The sequence below is a fragment of the Roseateles sp. genome (genome assembly GCF_036486225.1).
GTDB lineage: Bacteria > Pseudomonadota > Gammaproteobacteria > Burkholderiales > Burkholderiaceae_C > Roseateles.
In genome coordinates this window covers 1-18,519 of record NZ_DASVNZ010000210.1, presented here as the reverse complement: position 1 = coordinate 18,519, position 18,519 = coordinate 1, and the positions used below count along the sequence as shown (strand labels likewise).

General features: G+C 68.8%; 14 protein-coding genes and 1 pseudogene. 8 read left to right on the top strand and 7 right to left on the bottom strand.

Annotated elements, in window-relative coordinates; all coding sequences use genetic code 11:
• Positions 1–268, bottom strand: a 268-nt coding sequence (locus VF536_RS14705; RefSeq protein ID WP_331615603.1) for a uroporphyrinogen-III synthase, incomplete at its 3' end; no start/stop codon positions are given.
• Positions 268–1,197: a hydroxymethylbilane synthase gene (gene hemC, locus VF536_RS14700; RefSeq protein ID WP_331615602.1), complete on the bottom strand. Its 930-nt coding sequence runs from the start codon at positions 1,195–1,197 to the stop codon at positions 268–270. The genes hemC and VF536_RS14705, both read right to left, overlap by 1 nt.
• Positions 1,198–1,422: 225 nt before the next feature.
• Here hemC and ppc point away from each other — a divergent pair, with 225 nt between their 5' ends.
• Both ppc and VF536_RS14690 read left to right on the top strand, forming a co-directional pair.
• On the top strand, positions 1,423–4,314 hold the full coding sequence (ppc, locus tag VF536_RS14695; RefSeq protein ID WP_414710380.1) for a phosphoenolpyruvate carboxylase: 2,892 nt from the start codon (positions 1,423–1,425) through the stop codon (positions 4,312–4,314).
• An 80-nt stretch (positions 4,315–4,394) separates the two neighbouring features.
• The gene (locus VF536_RS14690; RefSeq protein ID WP_331615601.1) at positions 4,395–6,854 is read left to right on the top strand and encodes a hypothetical protein; all 2,460 of its coding nucleotides are present in this window, start codon (positions 4,395–4,397) and stop codon (positions 6,852–6,854) included.
• A gap of 35 nt (positions 6,855–6,889) precedes the next feature.
• Here the strand turns inward: VF536_RS14690 and VF536_RS14685 are convergent, their stop codons facing one another.
• Together VF536_RS14685 and VF536_RS14680 are read right to left on the bottom strand one after the other, a co-directional pair.
• On the bottom strand, positions 6,890–7,717 hold the full coding sequence (locus tag VF536_RS14685; RefSeq protein WP_331615600.1) for a LytTR family DNA-binding domain-containing protein: 828 nt from the start codon (positions 7,715–7,717) through the stop codon (positions 6,890–6,892).
• A gap of 94 nt (positions 7,718–7,811) precedes the next feature.
• Positions 7,812–9,011, bottom strand: a complete 1,200-nt coding sequence (locus tag VF536_RS14680; protein WP_331615599.1) for a sensor histidine kinase — start codon at positions 9,009–9,011, stop codon at positions 7,812–7,814.
• A gap of 285 nt (positions 9,012–9,296) precedes the next feature.
• On the opposite strand from VF536_RS14680, the gene argH reads away from it, so the two are divergent.
• The 4 genes from argH to VF536_RS14660 all read left to right on the top strand — a co-directional run bounded on the left by argH (position 9,297) and on the right by VF536_RS14660 (position 12,904).
• Positions 9,297–10,664 carry an argininosuccinate lyase gene (argH, locus tag VF536_RS14675; protein WP_414710381.1) on the top strand — a complete coding sequence of 456 codons (1,368 nt, stop codon included), beginning with the start codon at positions 9,297–9,299 and terminating at the stop codon, positions 10,662–10,664.
• A 2-nt stretch (positions 10,665–10,666) separates the two neighbouring features.
• Complete coding sequence (locus tag VF536_RS14670; protein WP_331615597.1) at positions 10,667–11,158, top strand: hemerythrin domain-containing protein; 492 nt, start codon at positions 10,667–10,669, stop codon at positions 11,156–11,158.
• Between the two features lie 55 nt (positions 11,159–11,213).
• Positions 11,214–12,461: a DNA polymerase IV gene (gene dinB / locus VF536_RS14665; RefSeq protein WP_331615596.1), complete on the top strand. Its 1,248-nt coding sequence runs from the start codon at positions 11,214–11,216 to the stop codon at positions 12,459–12,461.
• Positions 12,462–12,655: 194 nt separating this feature from the next.
• Positions 12,656–12,904: a hypothetical protein gene (locus VF536_RS14660; protein ID WP_331615595.1), complete on the top strand. Its 249-nt coding sequence runs from the start codon at positions 12,656–12,658 to the stop codon at positions 12,902–12,904.
• Between the two features lie 301 nt (positions 12,905–13,205).
• Here VF536_RS14660 and VF536_RS14655 read toward each other — a convergent pair whose 3' ends face one another.
• On the bottom strand, positions 13,206–13,652 hold the full coding sequence (locus VF536_RS14655; protein WP_414710378.1) for a YbaN family protein: 447 nt from the start codon (positions 13,650–13,652) through the stop codon (positions 13,206–13,208).
• A 100-nt stretch (positions 13,653–13,752) separates the two neighbouring features.
• Between VF536_RS14655 and VF536_RS14650 the strand changes: the two genes are divergently transcribed.
• Positions 13,753–14,661, top strand: coding sequence for a LysR substrate-binding domain-containing protein (locus tag VF536_RS14650; RefSeq protein WP_331615594.1), 909 nt, complete (start codon positions 13,753–13,755; stop codon positions 14,659–14,661).
• Between the two features lie 106 nt (positions 14,662–14,767).
• Entirely contained in the window at positions 14,768–15,916 is a 1,149-nt protein-coding gene (locus VF536_RS14645) for an alpha-hydroxy acid oxidase (RefSeq protein WP_331615593.1), read from the top strand.
• A gap of 38 nt (positions 15,917–15,954) precedes the next feature.
• On the opposite strand, the gene VF536_RS14640 is transcribed toward VF536_RS14645, so the two are convergent.
• Together VF536_RS14640 and VF536_RS14635 are read right to left on the bottom strand one after the other, a co-directional pair.
• Entirely contained in the window at positions 15,955–16,893 is a 939-nt protein-coding gene (locus VF536_RS14640) for a hypothetical protein (RefSeq protein ID WP_331615592.1), read from the bottom strand.
• Between the two features lie 19 nt (positions 16,894–16,912).
• Positions 16,913–18,519: pseudogene (locus tag VF536_RS14635) on the bottom strand (hypothetical protein); the annotation flags it as partial.

The window sequence follows — 18,519 nt, the reverse complement described above, 5'->3', positions numbered from 1 at the left end:
CCCAGGTCCGTGCGGGCCAGGCCGCGCCGGCGGGCCGATGGTCGAAGAACTGTTCGACCGCATTCGGACTGACGAACATCGCCAGGTCCATCGCCGGCAAGCTCGACCACGCGGCCGCGATGGGCCTCGGATCGCTGGCCGGCTCGATGTCGATCAGCGGCAGCGAGACGGTCGGCACCCCCAGCGCGGCCATGCGTCGCGCCCATTCATCGGCCTGCGCCCGCGGGCGGGTCAGCAGCAACCGGACCGGGGCGACGGCGCCCGGCATCAGACGTCCTTCAGGTACTCGACGGCCCCGAGTTCGCGCAGCGCCGAGGCGGCCGAGATGCCCAGGGCTTCCGCGGCGCCGAGGTCGGCCACCGTCGCCTGGGCGCCTGCTCGCAGCAGCGCCCGCTCCGGCTCGATCGGATGCCCCAGGGCGACGGACAAGGTCAGTTCACCGTCGGCGGTCCAGACCGCGTGGGCGGCCAGCGGCATCGAGCAGCTGCCGCCCAGCTCGCGCGAGACCGCGCGTTCCGCCGCCGCGGCCAGCCACGTCGGACGGTGCGCCAGGGCTTCCAGATGGTCCGCCAGCGACGCCTGGCCGGCACGGATCTCGATGCCCAGCGCGCCCTGCCCGGCACACGGGATCATCGCGTCGACGCCGAAATACTGGCTGATGCGGTCCGCCAGGTTCAGGCGCTTCAGACCGGCGGCGGCGAGCACGATCGCGTCGTACTGGCCCTCGTCGAGCTTGCGCAGCCGCGTGTCGAGGTTGCCGCGCAGCGGCTCGATGCGCAGGTCCGGCCGGAGGTTCATCAGCTGCGTCACGCGGCGCAGGCTGGAGGTGCCCACGCAGGCGCCCTGGGGCAAGGCCGAGAGGGTGCCGTAGGTCGGCGACACCAGCGCGTCGCGCGGGTCCTCGCGTTCCAGCACCGCCGCGAGCACGAAGCCCTCGGGCAGTTCCATCGGCACGTCCTTCAGCGAGTGGACCGCGAGCTGCGCGCGGCCGTCCTCCAGCGCCGTTTCCAGCTCCTTCACGAACAGGCCCTTGCCGCCGACCTTGGACAGCGTGCGGTCCAGGATCTGGTCGCCGCGCGTGGTCATGCCGAGCAGCCGCACCTCGAGGCCGCGCGCCTGCAGCAGCGCCTGCACATGTTCCGCCTGCCAGAGGGCCAGGCGGCTCTCGCGGGTGGCGATCACGAATTCTTGGTTCATGGGGCGGCATGCTAGCCGAGCGGCGCGCACTGTCGTCCCTCGGTGGAGGGAAGCTCGTTTGCCGCGAAGCGTGGCTTGCGCGATCCCGGAGCAGATCGTCGCCGATCGAGGCGTCCGCGCCACGCCGGCGGGCGAGCCGCGCACGAAGAAACTGCTAAAGTCAACCGAAGGTAACTTCGTTACATCACCCCTCCCTCTGGTCCCTGACGAACCTCTGACGCCGCCATGCCCGCCAGTACCTCCTCCTCTGCTCCGAAGTCCAGCGCCAAGGCGCGCGCCAAGCCGGCGGCAAGACCCGCCCCCAAGACGACGACCGGCACCCGCTCGATCAAGACGATCAAGGACAAGAACCAGCCGCTGATGGACGACATCCGCCTGCTGGGTCGCATCCTCGGCGAGGTGATCCGCGAGCAGGAAGGCCGCGAGGCCTACGAGCTGGTGGAGCGCGTGCGGCAGTTGTCGGTGGCCTTCCGCCTGAAGCGCGACGCGCAGGCCGGCAAGCAGATGGACAAGCTGCTCAAGGGCCTGTCGGGCGAGCAGACGGTGAGCGTGATCCGCGCGTTCAGCTATTTCTCGCACCTGGCCAACATCGCCGAGGACCGCCACCACGTCCGCCGCCGCGAAGTCCATGAGCGCGAGGGCTCGTTGCAGCCGGGCTCGCTGGGTTACGCGCTGGAGCGGCTGTTCGACGCCGGCGTGCGGCCGGCGGAAGTGGCCAGAACGCTGGCGCACGGCTTCGTGTCGCCGGTGCTGACGGCCCACCCGACCGAGGTGCAGCGCAAGAGCATCCTGGACGCCGAGCGCGCCGTCGCCGAACTGGTCGGCGCGCGCGACCGCCTGCACACCGAGCGCGAGCTGGCCGCGAACGAACTCCTGATCCGTGCCCGCGTCACGCAGCTGTGGCAGACGCGGATGCTGCGCTACTCGAAGCTGACCGTCGCGGACGAGATCGAGAACGCGCTGAGCTACTACCACGCGACCTTCCTGCGCGAGATCCCCAAGCTCTACACCGAGCTGGAAGAGGCGCTGCCGGGCGAAGAGGTGCCGCCTTTCCTGCGCATGGGCCAGTGGATCGGCGGCGATCGGGACGGCAATCCGAACGTCACCGCCGACACCATGCGCCTGGCGCTGCGCCGCCAGAGCGAACTGGCGCTGCGCCACTACCTGACCGAGCTGCACGAGCTGGGCGCGGAGCTGTCGATCTCGCTGCGACTGGCCGGCGTCACGCCGGCGATGCAGGCCCTGGCGGAACGCAGCCCGGACCAGAACGAGCACCGGATGGACGAGCCCTACCGGCGCGCGCTGACCGGCATGTATGCGCGGCTGGCCGCGACCCTCGAATCGCTGACCGGCACCGAGGCGCTGCGCCACGCGGTCGCGCCGCAGGACCCCTACCTCTCGCCCGAGGAATTGCTCGCGGACCTGCGCATCATCAAGGACTCGCTGGAGAGCCATCATGCGCACGCGCTGATCGCGCCGCGGCTCAAGCCGCTGATCCGCGCGGTGCAGGTCTTCGGTTTCCACCTGGCGACGCTGGACCTGCGCCAGAGCAGCGACCAGCATGAGCTCACCATCGTCGAGCTGCTGAAGAACGCCCGCGTCTGCGAGGACTATTCGGCCCTGGGCGAGCAGGAGCGCCGCGCGCTGCTGGTCGACCTGCTGAACCAGACGCGCCCGCTGCGGGTGCTGGGCGCCGAGTACAGCGAACGCGCGCTGGGCGAGCTGGCGATCTTCGAGACCGCGCGCGAATCGCTGAAGCGCTTCGGCCGCGAGGCGCTGCGCCACTACATCATCTCGCACACCGAGGACGTCAGCGACCTGCTGGAGGTGCAGCTGCTGCTCAAGGAGGTCGGCCTGCTGCGCGGCACCCTCGACGGCGACGCGATCAGCGACCTGATCGTGGTGCCGCTGTTCGAAACCATCGCCGACCTGCGCAACGCGCCCGGCATCATGCGGGGCTTCTACGAGCTGCCCGGCATGGCCGCGCTGGTGCGCCGCTCCGGCGGCGAGCAGGACATCATGCTGGGCTACTCCGACTCCAACAAGGACGGCGGCGTGTTCACCAGCAGCTGGGAGCTGTACCGCGCCGAGATCGCGCTGGTGAAGCTCTTCGACGAGCTGCGCCAGCAGGGCCCGCTGACGCTGCGGCTGTTCCACGGCCGCGGCGGCACGGTGGGCCGCGGCGGCGGTCCGAGCTATCAGGCCATCCTCGCGCAGCCCCCTGGCACTGTGAACGGCCAGATCCGGCTGACCGAGCAGGGCGAGGTCATCAACTCCAAGTACGCCAACCCCGAGATCGGCCGGCGCAACCTGGAGACGCTGGTCGCCGCGACGCTCGAGGCCACGCTGCTGCATCCGACCAAGACGGCGCCGCAGGCCTTCATGACCGCGGCGCAGGCGCTGTCGGACGCCAGCTTCGCCGCCTACCGCGGACTGGTCTACGACACGCCGGGCTTCGCCGACTTCTTCTTCGCCACGACGCCGATCCGCGAGATCGCCGAGCTGAACATCGGTTCGCGTCCCGCCTCGCGCAAGGCCACGCGGGCGATCGAGGACCTGCGCGCGATCCCGTGGGGCTTCAGCTGGGGCCAGTCGCGCATCACGCTGCCGGGCTGGTGCGGATTCGGCTCGGGGGTCCAGGACTTCCTCGGGAAGGGTCATGCCAAGGACGGGACCGGCCGCGACGAGAAGCTGGCGCTGCTCAAGCGCATGCACAAGCAGTGGCCCTTCTTCAAGACGCTGCTGTCCAACCTGGACATGGTGCTGGCCAAGGCCGACCTCGACATCGCGCGCCGCTACCTGGAACTGGTCGAGGACAAGCGCCTGGCCAAGAAGATCTTCGGCGCGATCGAGGCCGAGTTCGCGCGCACCGAGGAAGCCATCGCGCTGATCACCGGGGAAAGCGGCCGGCTCGCGGCGAATCCGGCGCTGGCGCGCTCGATCGAGCACCGCTTCCCCTACATCGATCCGCTCAACCACCTGCAGGTCGAGCTGATGCGGCGCTACCGCGCGATCCCGGCGGAGAAACGCGCGGAGGATCCGCGGCTGGAGCGCGTCCAGCGCGGCATCCATCTGTCCATCAACGGGATCGCGGCGGGACTGCGCAACACGGGCTGAGGTGGACGGGCGTCCTCAGGGCGTAGGACGACAAGCGCGATGACAGCGACTAGCGTGGCGGCACTCACGGGAGGGCTGCCATGCAAGAAGTCTGGAGAAGGCGGACGATCGCCGTCGTGTCCGCGCTCATGGCGCTGGCCGGCGGATGTTCCACCGAAGTCCGCCGCAATGATCCGGGCACCGGCTACGGGCTGATCAGCGTCGGCAGTCCGCGGATCGAGGGCCGCGAACGCCTCATCAACGAACGCAGCGAGCAGGAACGCTGGCTGCGGGAACGGGCCGAGGCCATCGACAAGGCGCCCTTGACGCCCAGCGGCGCGATCGAACTGAACTCGCTCGCGCAGACGGCCCTCCAGGCCGGCGTCAGCGTGGATCCGGCCTTCAAGCTGAACCGGCTGCAGCAGGACAGGCAGGCCGACGCTCTGCGACAGAGCCGCGATGACGAGCGCTCGCTCGCCGGGTTCCGGAGCAGCGCCCGCGACCAGATCATTGCGAAATTCAACAAGGGCGAACTGACCGCCGAACAGGCGAAGACGCAACTGGCCGATCTGGGACTGACGCTCGCGCCGGCGGCATCGGCGCCTGAAGCGGTCAAGCCGGCGGACGCGGCCGCCAGCGTGGCGGCGCGCCCGGTGACCAGTGTCGCCTTCAGCGACAAGCCCGAAGCGTCCCGGCCGCCGGCCAGCGACCCGCGGACGACCTCGATCGTGAATTCGCCGCTGGAGGATTTCCAGGACCGGCTCGCGGGCCGCGAACTCCTGCGCAACGAGCTCAACGACATCCGCCTGGACGATCTGCACGACCTCAACGGCAACACGCTGTACCGCCTGACCTTCGATACCGCGGTGATGCCGCACCAGGACGCCAGCGCCTGGGCGGTGGTGGAGATCCGGATCCCCGTCTTCCCCGAGGGCACGGATTTCGTCGACCTGAAACAGCGGGCCGAGCAACAGTTCAAGCTGAGCCTGCGGGACACCGCCGAACGGACCTTCCGGGTGATCGCCAATCGGCTGGCCAGCGAGTGCTACGCCAAGGCGACGGCCCCGACAGCCCCAGCGACGGTCGAACGGGACGTGAGCTCGCCCGACGACGATCCCCGCGTCAAGGCATTCCGTCGTGCCTTCGGCTGCGCCTCGTACGCGGTCGGCAGCACGACGCGCCGCGGGTTCGAGCGGCTCCTGTCCGAGTGGGAGCCCCGGTGCCTGGGCAAGGCGTGTTTCCGCGCGCGCGCCAACCTGATGGTCCAGCTCGACGAGGACGATACCGGCAACAGCCCGGCCGCACGCACTCGCCGGCACACGCTGGGCCTGTGGGCGGAGTGGCTCGGCGAACTGATCGAGCGCCAGATGCAGGCCGAATTCGGCCAGCACATGCTGGCGTGCTTCGATACCCTGGAGATCCTGTACTCACCCTCATCGACGGCGTCGGCCAGGCCGGTACGGCCGACCGGGCTCTTCGATGTCGAGATCAGGAAGCGGTCCTCGTGGCCGCGGGGCCAGGCCCAGCGTTGCGGGACCGTGAAGGGCAGCGGCGACGAACGCTGGCAGGAACTGCTGCTGCGCAACACGGCCGCGTCGGTCTACGCGGTGACGCCCAAGGAGACGGTGCAGCGCCTGTCGGAGGTCGCGTCCAACCGCAAGGTCAATGAACTGCTGATGAACCTGAGCGCCGTGACCGGCACCGCCGGCGTTTCGGCGGGCTTGCGGTCGCTGCGCGCCAACGACGCGTTCTATCACGCGCTGCGGCGCCAGCCGCTCATCGTCGGCATGACGGAGGTGGGCCGCGTCTCGCTGCGCGACGCCGGCGCGCACGATCAGAAGCCGGCCGACGAACTCGTGTTCAGCTGGGTCCTCGGCCCGTCGTTCCGCCTCTCGGACGACGGCCGGATCCAGCACTTCCGGCACAGTCCCGCGCAGCGCATCGTGGCTGCGGAACTCTCCCTGCCTGCCTGGATGGACCGCCTGCGGATCAACTACCGTACCTACTGGTTGCGCGAGGACGAACTGGCGGCCAGGACCACGCCCGCCGCGGAACGGTCGAGTCACGCCGGCCACTTCACGCTGGACCTGCCCGCGCAACCCGCCGAGGCGCTGGCGGCGATCGACGATCGCTATCTGCGCGAACCGCAGGTCGACGACTTCCAGATCGTGCGCGTGACCGAGGGCGCCGAGGCTCGCGTGCTGATTTCCGGACGCCACCTCTGGCGCTCGACCGAGGTGCTGATTGGCGCGCAACGCGCCGATCAACTGACGATCCTCCCCGACAACCGCGGCGTGATCGCCACCTTCAAGCAGATCCAGCCGCCAGAGTCGACCTGGCGGGCAGGCGGCAAGGACGCCGGGGTGCGCCTCCACGTCGTGACGTCCGAAGGCCGGGTGCATGCGGGCGAAGTCCACATCACGCCGAAGTCCGCGCCGACGTCCGCCTCACCCGCCTCGTCTGCCTCACCGGCTGCCTCCGCCCCGCTCCGCGGGCCGGCGCCGCCCGCCAAGCCTGCCTCAGGCGCGCGTGCCGATGTCCGGCCCCCGAAGACCCAGTGACGCCCCGGCAGTCCCCGGGGCATCCCCGACCGGGTTCAGCGCTGCCCCGCCAGCGCCTCCCGCACCGCGGCGACCTGCCGCCGCGAGACGGCGAGCCACTCGTTGACATGGGCGATGCGGACGGCCCAGCCGAGCTCCCCGCCGTTGTCCCCGTCGCCGTCGGCCGCGCCGTCGGTGGGCACGTGGCGCTCGAGCTCGCGCACCGCCGAGCGCGCGACCAGCGCGTTGCGGTGCACGCGCAGGAAGCGGTCGCCCAGACGCTGTTCCAGATCGCTCAGCGAGCCGTCCATGACATGGCTCTGCGTCGCCGTGCGCAGCGTCAGGTACTTGAGTTCGGCCTTGAAATACAGCACCTCCGACAGCGGCACCCGCAACAGTCGTCCGCGCTCGGTGATGTTGATGACGGGCGCCTCGGTGCCGGGCGAGGACTCCGGACCGTGGACGTCCCGCTCCTCGCGCGCCTTGGCGGCGGACCGCTCGTCCATGCGCTGCATCGCCCGCGCCAGGCTGGCCTGCAGCCGCTCGCGCCGCACCGGCTTGGTCAGGTAGTCCAGCGCTTCCAGCTCGAAGGCCAGCAGCGCGTGCTGCGCATGCGCAGTGACGAACACGATGGCCGGCGCGAACGGCCGGCCGTGCAGGGCCTGCGCCAGCCCCAGCCCGTCCAGGCCCGGCATCTGCACGTCCAGCAGGATCAGGTCGCAGGCATGGTCCTTGAGCCACCCCAGGGCCTGATCGCCGCTGCCGGCTTCGGCGACGACCTCGGCGCGCGGCTCCTCGTTGGCCTCGACCAGACCGCGCAGACGCAGCCGCGCCAGCGGTTCGTCGTCGACGATCAAGACCCTCAGCGGCGGATGCGTCAGCATGTCCTTCCCTCCCGTCCAAATGCGCTGTCTGCGCTCATCGCGTTCATCGCGCTCGTTGCGCTCGTTGCAACCATCGTTCTCATGGGCATCGTCGTCATCGCGGCATCACGATCCGCACGACAAAGCGCCCTTCGCCGGGCCCGGCCTCCAATCGCGCCGCCACGTCGTGCATCAGCCTCAGCCGCTGCCGCACGTTGCGCAGCGCCAGCCCGTGCCCCTTGCCGCGCGTCGGCAGGCCGACCGTGTTGACGACGCGGATCTCGATCTCGCTGCCGCGTGCGCGCGTCACGATGTCGACGTCGCCGCCGCCGTCGTTGGGCTCGACGCCGTGGCGCACGGCGTTCTCCACCAGCGGCTGCAGCAGCAGCGGCGGCACGCGCGCTTCCGCCGCGTGCGGATCCAGCTGCCAATGCACGCGCAGCCGGTCGCCGAAGCGCAGCTGCTCGATCGCCAGATAACGCCTCGCCAGCTCGACCTCGTGGTCGAGCCGCACGCCTTCGGCGGTCGGACCCGCGTCCGCCAGCGCCACGCGGAACAGCTCGGCCAGGTCCTCGAGCACCTCCTCGGCGCGGTTCGGATCGACGCGCACCAGCGCGATCGCGGTGTTCAGCGTGTTGAAGAGGAAGTGCGGCCGGATGCGCGATTGCAGCTCCACCAGCCGCGCCAGCGCGTCAGCGGGCGCCTGCGCGCGCTCGCGCAGCTTCAGCCAGCCGAGCAGCACGCCCGCCGCCAGCGCGCCCGCCAGCACCGCCGCGGTGCGCTGCAAGGCGCCGAGCCTGCCGATGTCCACCGTCTCCAGCAGGATCGCGCCGCCGTGTGCGCAGACCGCGCCGAGCACGATCGGCAGCGTCCACTGCGCCCATTCGGGCAGCCGCGCCAGCAGGCGTTTCGAGGCGCACACGACCAGCAGCCAGGCCAGCACGCCGCTCAGCGCCGCGACCGAAGCGCCGCCCATCGACCAGGCCCATTGCGCCGTCGTCTCGGAGGTCATCGCCAGGCCCAGCGACAGCACCAGCTGCACACCCAGCACGGCACGCAGCACCAGGCCGACGTGGCAGACGTCGAACCGGCGCTGCGCGTCGATCAGCCGCGGCGGCTCGGCCGGCCGCGCGTCCAGGCGGGTCTCCTCCCAGGCGGGCTGCAAGGACATCGGCCGGCTGTCCAAGGGCTGCGTGCTCATGGGCCGGGTCGACGGCGCGCGCGTGTCCATCGCCTCGCGCTCGTCGTGCGGCGGCTGGGTCGAGCGCCACGGGTCCGTCCCCGGCGTTCGCCCGTTCGTTGCCTTCGTGGCCATCGGATCCTCCCGTCGCCGCACTGTCTCGCCCTCTGAAGCAGCCCCTCGGGCGCCACGGTGGCACCCCCTTTAGAATCGGCGGCTCATTCTCACCCAGGCGTCCGGCCGCTTCCTATGCGGACACGCCCGGGGCGCCGCGAAGTCGTAACGCCTTGCAAGCCGATGTCCTCCTCCCCCACTGACTCCTCGTCCTCCTCCCAGGTCGCCGCTCAGGTTGCCCCTCAGGTCGCCGACAACCAGCTCGCCAACAAGTCGCAGGCCTGGTCCGCGCTCTTCTCCGAGCCGATGAGCGACCTGGTCAAGCGCTACACCGCCAGTGTCGACTTCGACAAACGCCTCTGGGCCGCGGACATCCAGGGCTCGCTGGCCCACGCGGACATGCTGGCCGCGCAGGGGATCATCGGCGCCGAGGACCTGGCCGCGATCCAGAAGGGCATGGCGCAGATCCGCGAGGAGATCGCCTCGGGCCGCTTCGAATGGAAGCTGGACCTGGAGGATGTGCACCTGAACATCGAGGCCCGCCTGACCGAGCTGGTCGGCCTGGCCGGCAAGCGGCTGCACACCGGCCGCAGCCGCAACGACCAGGTCGCCACCGACGTCCGGCTGTGGCTGCGCGGCGAGATCGACACCCTCATCGGCCTGCTGACCGAGCTGCAGCGCGTGCTGGTCGACCAGGCCGAGCGCCACGCCGACGTGATCCTGCCGGGCTTCACCCACCTGCAGGTGGCGCAGCCGGTGGCCTTCGGGCATCACATGCTGGCCTACGTCGAGATGTTCGCCCGCGACGCGGAGCGCCTGGTCGACACCCGCAAGCGCGTGAACCGCCTGCCGCTGGGCGCCGCCGCGCTGGCCGGCACCAGCTATCCGCTGGACCGCGAGCGCGTCGCGCGCACGCTGGGCATGGAAAGCGTCGCGCAGAACAGCCTGGACGCCGTCAGCGACCGCGACTTCGCGATCGAGTTCAGCGCCGCGGCCGCGCTGGTCATGGTGCACATCTCGCGCCTGTCGGAGGAGCTGATCCTCTGGATGAGTCAGGCCTTCGGCTTCATCGCGCTGCCGGACCGGTTCTGCACCGGGTCGAGCATCATGCCGCAGAAGAAGAACCCGGACGTGCCCGAGCTGGCGCGCGGCAAGAGCGGCCGCGTGGTGGGCCACCTGATGGGCCTGATCACGCTGATGAAGGGCCAGCCGCTGGCCTACAACAAGGACAACCAGGAAGACAAGGAGCCGCTGTTCGACACCGTCGACACGCTCAACGACACGCTGCGCATCTTCGCGGAGATGATGGCCGGCCTGACGGTCAAGGCCGACGCGATGGAACGTGCCGCGCTCAAGGGCTACGCGACGGCGACCGACCTGGCAGACTACCTGGTCAAGCAGGGCCTGGCCTTCCGCGACGCGCACGAGATCGTCGCGCACGCGGTGAAGACGGCGCAGGCCCAGGGCATCGACCTGTCGGCGCTGCCGCTGGAGGCGCTGCGGCAATTCGATCCGCGCATCGGCGAGGACGTCTACGAGGTGCTGTCGCTGACGGGCTCGCTGAACGCGCGCAACATCCTCGGCGGCACCGCGCCGGCGCAGGTCCGTGCGCAGGTGGCGCGCCACCGCGCGCGCCTGGGCACGAGCGGCTCCATCACCGACGCGAAGGTCTGAGCATGAGCGCGCTGGCCTGGACCGACGAGCTCGTGCTGAATCAGCCGGAGCTCGACCACACGCACGAAGAATTCGTCGAACTGCTGAACCGCTACGCCGACACGCTCGATCGCGGCGAGGACGCGCTGCCCGCGTTCAAGGAACTGCTCGCCCACACGGAAGAGCACTTCGCGATGGAGGAGCGCTGGATGGCGGCGACCGGCTTCGAGCCGGAGAACTGCCACAGCAGCCAGCATGCGATGGTGCTGAACGTGATGCGCGAGGTGGTGCGCTACGCCGAGGAGCTCGGCGACCGCGAGCCGCTGGCGATCGTGCGCACCGAGCTGTCGCAATGGTTCCCCGGTCACGCCGAAATGATGGACGCGGCGCTGGTCTACACGATGGAACAGCGCGGCTTCGATCCGAAGACCGGCGAATGCCGCGATCCCGTCAAGGCAGCGGCCAAGGCCGAGGACACGGTGTCGGCCTGCGGCTCGACGAGCTGCGGACACTGACCGTCGCCGCCCCTGCTGACAGCGACTGTCAGCGCCGGGGCTCACAATCCCTCGCATGGCCGAGCCGACGCCAGCGCTGCCCGATCGCCTGATCGCCCATCTGGACATGGACGCGTTCTACGCGTCCGTGGAGCTGCTGCGTTATCCGGAGCTCAAGGGCCTGCCGGTGGTGGTCGGCGGACGGCGTGCCCATACCCCGCAGGAGCGTCCCGACGGCACGCGCGAGTTCTTCAAGCTGGCCGACTACACCGGGCGCGGCGTCGTGACGACGTCGACCTACGCGGCGCGCGACCTGGGCGTGTTCTCCGCGATGGGGCTGATGAAGGCGGCGCTGCGCGCGCCGCAGGCGATCCTGCTGCCGGCGGACTTCGATTCGTACCGGCACTTCTCGCGGCTGTTCAAGGCGGCGGTGCGCGAGATCGCGCCGGTGGTGGAGGACCGCGGCATCGACGAGATCTACATCGACCTCACCGACGTGCCCGGTGCGCGCGAGGCGGTCGGGCACGACCCGCTGGGCGGCGTGCGGGCGATCGCGCGGGAGATCAAGAACTCGGTGCAGCGCGCGACCGGGCTGACCTGCTCGATCGGGGTGACGCCCAACAAGCTGCTGTCCAAGATCGCGTCGGAGCTCGACAAGCCCGACGGCCTGACGCTGATCATGATGGAGGACCTGCCGACGAAGATCTGGCCGCTGCCGGTGCGGCGCATCAACGGCATCGGGCCGAAGGCCGGGGCCAAGCTCGAAGGCCTGGAGATCCACACGATCGGTGAACTCGCCGCGGCGGCGCCGGAGCTGTTGCTGCAGCATTTCGGCGCGGGCTACAGCGCCTGGCTGCACCAGGCGGCCTGGGGCCTCGACGAGCGGCCGGTGGTGACCTACAGCGAGCCGGTGTCCATCAGCCGCGAGACCACCTTCGAGCGCGACCTGCATGCCAAGCGCGACCGGCCGGAGCTGTCGCGCATCTTCACCGCGCTGTGCGAGCAGCTCGCGTCGGACCTGCAGCGCAAGGGCTACCTGGGCCGCACGATCGGCATCAAGCTGCGCTTCGAAGGCTTCCGCACGGTGACGCGCGACCTGACCCTGGACGCGCCGGTGCAGGACGCGGCCTCGATCCGTCACGCGGCGGGGCTGTGCCTCAAGCGCGTGGACCTGAGCCAGAGGCTGCGGCTGCTCGGCGTACGGGTAGGGAAGCTCAGCCGACCAGGCGACATCGAGCCGGTCCGGCGTACGCGCAATGCCGCCAGCAAGAGCGACCTCGCGAACGCGATGCCGAAGCCGGAGAACCTGCAGCTGTTCAGCTGAGGCAAAAGGCGGTCGGGCTCGAGCTCAACGCGTACCAACGAAAACCACTTCGGTTCGCACCTGAGGGTCAGGAGTTGACATTGCGCAAGGTTCGAACGTTTTCAGGACTGCCGACCTGCGTTTTGAAAGAGTGAGGAGTTCAAACGGGCACAGTAGGCGACATGTTCTTCGCCGATTGCGCAAGGAGTTCCGCCGTGATCTTCTCGTCCTCCCCTCCCCAACCTTCTGCGACCACTCGTGCTCGTCATCACCGCCCGCCTGACGTTCCACGTGACCGGATCGACCGGCTCCTCGACGCGGTCCAGCGCGCGGGCCTTGGCGCCGTCGCCACAGTGACGATCAGCGGTCTTTTTTTCCGGCACAGCCAGTTGGGCGACGTGCTGATCGCGCTGGTCGGTGCGGTCATTGCCGTCTGGGATGCGTGGCGCAACGGGGCCCTTTGATGAGGACGCGTCGACCATGCACGACCTCATTGATGGCAACCCTCACGACATCGTCGCCGCCCTCCTGGGCATGATCTATCTGCTGGGTCGTCGACTCTGGTTGCGATCCGCCTTGGGCGAAGAACTGGTAGAGGACTTCGCCCTTGGATTCTCGGTCTATCCCTTCTTCCTGATGGCACTCGCTGTCGCATCGTCAGCAGCGATCGATGAACTCATGGCCCATAGCCGCATCGTCGTCACCACGGCGGGTCTCTCCGCGCTGGTCATGGCTTTCCGACTTGCCAAGGCGCGACTGACCGCATCAACGGGCAGTGGGGAGCCTCCACAGCCAGAGCCCCACCGCCAGGCAGCACACCGCCGGCAGCCACGGCACCACCGGCATCACCAACGCCGAGATGATCGAGCTGATGGTCATCATGACCCACGCTGCCTGCTTGGCGCGCAAGGGAACGGCGCGCGTGGCGCGCCACTGCACGATCATCGGGCCGAAGCGCGGGTGACCGACCAGCCACGCCTCGCAACGCGCAGACCCGCGCGCGAAGCAGAACGCGGCCAGCAGGACGAACGGGGTGGTCGGCAGCAGCGGCAGGAAGATGCCGATCACGCCCAGCACCAGGCTCAGCGCGCCGCCCACCATCCACGGCAGACGGCGCCACAGGGACGCCTGCTCCAGCACGCGCACGGTCGCGTCGTCGGCCGCGGCCTCATCGGCAACGGCGGTCAGGCTTCTCTCGGGAACTTCGGACATCGCGCCACTGTAGCTGCGCTCTGAGGCAGCTCGTGCGCTCCCCATTCGGCCGCCCTGCCAGCCCTGGGGACCCGTAGCGCCGGACGCTACAGTCGCGCCCATGAGCGACTCCTTGCGCCACGCCCCTGGCGAGCCCATCGCCGACACCTTGCGGCTGCCCTCGATCGACGGCCTGCTGGCCTTCGAGGCCGCGGCGCGGCTCGGCAGCCTGGAGCGCGCCGCCGAGGTGCTCCACGTCAGCGCGAGCGCTGTCGGCAAGCGCATCGCGACCTTGGAAGAACGACTCGGCCAGCCGCTGCTGACGCGCAATCCCCTGCGGCTCACCGCCGCCGGCAAGGAATACCTCGCGCAGGTCCAGACCGCGCTGTCGCTGCTGGCCGCCGTGCCGCTGCATCGGCGCGATCAGCAGCGCATCGTCCGGCTCAGCATCACCAGCCCGCCGACCTTCGCGCGCCAGGTGCTGGTGCCCGCCCTGCCCGGCTTCGAGGCCGAGCATCCGGACATCGAGCTCGAGCTGCTGTTGTCGACGCCCTACCTGGACCAGCCCGCACCGCCGGCGGACGTCGAGATCTTCGCCGGCACCATCCCGGCGGGCGGCGAAGTGCTGCTCGACGACGTCGTCACGCCGATGGTCGCGCCGTCGCTGCTCGCGCGACTGCCGGCCATCCATGCGCCGGCGGACCTGGCCTCGGCGCCGCTGCTGCGCACGCCGCTGCAACCCTGGCAGCCGTGGCTGCGCGCCGCCGGGCTCGATTGGCCGGAGCCCGCGCAGGGCACGCGCTTCGTCGACCTCGGCCTGACCCTGGAGGCCGCCGCCTGCGGCCAGGGCATCGTGCTCGGTCGGCCCAGCCTGGCGGCCACCTACCTGCGCGGCGGCGCGCTCAAGCGACTGTTCGACCTTGCGGTACCCGCGGCGATGCCTTACGGCCTGGTCCGTCATGCCGACGGTGACGCGGCGCGTGCCTTCGCACGCTGGCTCGTCGGGCATTGCCAGACGCTGAGCGGCTGAGCACGCCCGACCTCCGGGAACTCCCGGACGTCATCGGAAGGATCCTCCGGCCCGGCCCGCGAAACTTTCCGGCCGCGGCCCGCGCGGCTCGCCTAGCATCTGCCGCATGAGCGTCATCACCTGCATCGAAGACCTGCGCGTGCTCGCGCAGCGGCGTGTCCCGCGGATGTTCTACGACTACGCGGATTCCGGGTCCTGGACCGAGAGCACCTACCGCGCCAACGAGACGGACTTCCAGTCCATCAAGCTGCGTCAGCGCGTGGCCGTGAACATGGAGGGCCGCAGCACCGCGACCACGATGATCGGCCGCCCGGTCGCGATGCCCGTGGCGATCGCGCCGACCGGCATGACCGGCATGCAGCACGCGGACGGCGAGATCCTCGGCGCGCAGGCGGCGGAGGCCTTCGGCGTGCCGTTCACGCTGTCGACGATGAGCATCTGCTCGATCGAGGACATCGCCGCGAACACGACCGCGCCGTTCTGGTTCCAGCTCTACGTGATGAAGGACAAGGGCTTCATCCACAGCCTGATCGACCGCGCCAAGGCCGCGAAGTGCGAGGCGCTGGTGCTGACGCTGGACCTGCAGATCCTCGGCCAGCGCCACAAGGACCTGAAGAACGGCCTGTCCGCGCCGCCCAAGCTGACGCTGCCCAACCTGATCAACATGGCGACCAAGCCGCGCTGGTGCCTGGGCATGCTGGGCACCCAGCGCCGGCATTTCGGCAACATCGTGGGCCACGTGAAGGGCGTCGGCGACATGAGCTCGCTGTCCGAATGGACCGCCAAGCAATTCGATCCGCAGTTGAGCTGGAGCGACGTGGCATGGATCCGCGAGCGCTGGGGCGGCAAGCTGATCATCAAGGGCATCATCGACGAGGAGGACGCGAAGCTCGCCGCCGCCACGGGCGCCGATGCGCTGATCGTCAGCAACCACGGCGGACGACAGCTCGACGGCGCCGAGTCCAGCATCCGCGCGCTGCCGCGCATCGTGGAGGCGGTCGGCGACCGCATCGAGGTGCACATGGACGGCGGCATCCGCTCGGGTCAGGACGTGCTCAAGGCCTGGGCGTTGGGGGCGCGCGGCACCTACATCGGACGCGCCTTCCTTTATGGCCTGGGCGCAATGGGAAAGCCCGGCGTGAGCCGGGCTTTGGAGATCATCCATCGGGAGCTGGATCTCACGATGGCGTTTTGCGGCCATCGTGAGTTGCGTGGCGTCGACCGGCAGGTGTTACTGCCCGGCACGGCGCCCTAGTTCCCGCGGTTCGACAGCCTCCCTGGATCCCGGATGGCTCAGTGTGTGGGACCTGGATTGAAAAACCCGGTGCCGCCCCACGTGATCCAGATTGTTTGATCGACCTGCGGAAGAATCAATGTCAACTCTGGATTGGAGAAATCCCCCTGGTTGTCGAAGTCGAATCTGGCAACGGTGTGCCCATTTTCGTTCAGCATCTGGATCCACTTTTCAGGATGGGCGTAGATGTCCGGGGGTTCGGTCAGGTCCGAAAAGTCGATCCTTTCAATGTCTTGGACAGTGTGTCCAGGAAGCATCTCGTAGTCGGGCAAAACGAAAGTTCCTCTACTCTGGGAGCTGAACGTGAAAGCGTCGGGGCCACCTCCACCGATCAGGACACCGCCACCTGCTGGCGCATTGACAACGTCGGCGGCATCTGTACCCCGGACCACGTTGAGGGATGCCATCGCCTGATTTCCTGCCGCGTCGGTTTGACGAACCGTCAACTGACTGTTTCCTACGCTGACTGCTTCAATCGGCAGGTCAGTTCCAGTTCCGTGTATCCATGTCGTGCCGCCATTCAGGCTGTAGTCCCAGGCCGCGCCGGACTCCAGATTGCCGATTGTCAGCTTGCCGTTCTCCAGCGCCCCGATGCTTGGCTGAGCAACAACGGAGTCCTTCACCACGTCGATCGTGTTCGTCGACTGATTACCCGCAGCATCGGTCTGCTGAACGGTGACGTGGTTCGTCCCCTCGCTCAGCATGCTGCCTGAGATGGAAGTTCCGCTGCCATGCGTCCAGGTCTGACCACCGTCCAGGCTGTAGTCCCACTTGCCGCCGGCCTCCAGGCCCGACACATTGATTGACGCGTCGGAGGTCACGCCGTCCGTCGGGGAGACACCCGTGTCATTTGCGAGCGTCAGGATCGGTGTAGCCACTGTCTTGTCAATCGTGACGTTGATCTGGCTCCACGCTGATGCATTGCCTGCAACATCCACTTGCCGGAAGAAGATGGCGTTACCCCCCCTCGGATGCCTTGTCTTTCATGTTAATCACATAGGAACTTTCCTTGTTCTCGAAGTAATAGACCCATCCATTCAGAAAGACCTCCGTCTTGGCGCCCACCTCCGCGCCAGTCACTTCGAGGTTTGGGTTGTTGGTGATCCGATCGCCTGAAACGCCTGTGTCCGAATAAAGAGCGGCCCCGGGTTTAGCCGGCGCGGACTTGTCGACGTTGACGTTGAGGCCCGTTTCCTGGCTCGCATTGCCGACCGCGTCCGTCTGCCGGGCGCGGACGGCATGAGCGCCATCGGTGAATCCGGGATCCGCGATCAGACCTGTCTGACCGCCCGCCACCCACGCGCCGCCGTCGATGCTGTATTCCCAGGTCGCACCGGCTTCGATCCCTGCGACGCTGACGCGTCCATCGTAGGTCAGGCGGTCGCTGCCGTCGCCGGAATCGTTCGTCAGCGCCAGCGTTGGCGCCGCCGCAATGGTGTCCTTGACCACCGTCACCGTCGTCTGCCCCACATTTCCCAACGCGTCGGTCTGCCGGACGGTCAGGAGGTTGGCGTTCTCTCCCAGCGCGCTGGCCGCGATGGACGAACCGCTGCCAGGCGTCCAGGTCTGACCGCTGTCCAAGCTGTAATCCCATGTGGCGCCGGCCTCGATACCACCGACGATGACGGACCCAGTCCCGTTGATCGTTCCGCCTGAAGAGGTCATCACCGTCGGGTTCTGCGCGATCGAATCCTTGGTCACATCGATCATGGTGCTGGCGACATTTCCCGCGGCGTCGGTTTCCCGGACGGTGATGTGGTTCGTGCCCTCGCTCAGCGCGCCGGCCGCGATGGACGAGCCGCTACCTTGGGTCCAGGTCTGGCCATCATCCAGGCTGTAATGCCACGTTGCACCCGACTCGATGTTGCCGACCGTCACCGAGCCGCTGGCGCTGATTGCGCTTGCGCCCGTACTTGTTTGCACGGTTGGGGTCCAGACATGCGTGTCCTTCACCACATCCGCGGTCGCCGTCGATTGGTTGCCTGCGGCATCGGTCTGGCGGACGGTCACGTGATACGTGCCCTCAGGCCAGTCAGCGGCATTGATGCGCGAACCCGTGCCCTCGGTCCAGGTTTCACCATCGAGGCTGTACTCCCATTTGCCGCCAGGCTCAATGTTGCCGACGGTGACCCAGCCGGTGTGGTTGATGGCGCCCGTGCCGGTGCTCGTGCCGATCGTGGCTTGAGGGACTTGGGTGTCCTTGACGATGTCGACCGTGTTCATCGACTGGTTGCCCGCGGCATCGGTCTGCCGAACGGTGACGTGATTCGTGCCTTCGCTCAGCGAGCCGCCCGAGATCGAGCTACCTGTGCCCGGCGTCCAGGTCTGACCACCATCCAGGCTGGAGTCCCACTTGCCGCCAGCTTCGATGCCGCCGACGCTCACCGAGCCGCTGTTGTTGATCGCACCCGTGCCGGTGCTCGTGCCGAGGGTCGGTTGAACGATCTGCGTATCCTTCACGACGTCGACCGTCTTCGTTGACTGGTTGCCTGCGGCGTCGGTCTGACGGACCGTGATGTGATTCGTGCCTTCGCTCAGCGAGCCGCCCGAGATCGAGCTACCTG

Bases quoted from the DNA above. Each gene is read 5' to 3' on its own strand.
- VF536_RS14690 (WP_331615601.1), top strand. From the start codon at position 4,395: ATGCAAGAAGTCTGGAGAAGGCGGACGATCGCCGTCGTGTCCGCGCTC.
- ppc (WP_414710380.1), top strand. From the start codon at position 1,423: ATGCCCGCCAGTACCTCCTCCTCTGCTCCGAAGTCCAGCGCCAAGGCG.
- hemC (WP_331615602.1), bottom strand. From the start codon at position 1,197: ATGAACCAAGAATTCGTGATCGCCACCCGCGAGAGCCGCCTGGCCCTC.
- VF536_RS14685 (WP_331615600.1), bottom strand. From the start codon at position 7,717: ATGCTGACGCATCCGCCGCTGAGGGTCTTGATCGTCGACGACGAACCG.
- VF536_RS14680 (WP_331615599.1), bottom strand. From the start codon at position 9,011: ATGGCCACGAAGGCAACGAACGGGCGAACGCCGGGGACGGACCCGTGG.
- VF536_RS14650 (WP_331615594.1), top strand. From the start codon at position 13,753: ATGAGCGACTCCTTGCGCCACGCCCCTGGCGAGCCCATCGCCGACACC.
- VF536_RS14670 (WP_331615597.1), top strand. From the start codon at position 10,667: ATGAGCGCGCTGGCCTGGACCGACGAGCTCGTGCTGAATCAGCCGGAG.
- VF536_RS14645 (WP_331615593.1), top strand. From the start codon at position 14,768: ATGAGCGTCATCACCTGCATCGAAGACCTGCGCGTGCTCGCGCAGCGG.
- VF536_RS14655 (WP_414710378.1), bottom strand. From the start codon at position 13,652: ATGTCCGAAGTTCCCGAGAGAAGCCTGACCGCCGTTGCCGATGAGGCC.
- argH (WP_414710381.1), top strand. From the start codon at position 9,297: ATGAGCGACCTGGTCAAGCGCTACACCGCCAGTGTCGACTTCGACAAA.
- dinB (WP_331615596.1), top strand. From the start codon at position 11,214: ATGGCCGAGCCGACGCCAGCGCTGCCCGATCGCCTGATCGCCCATCTG.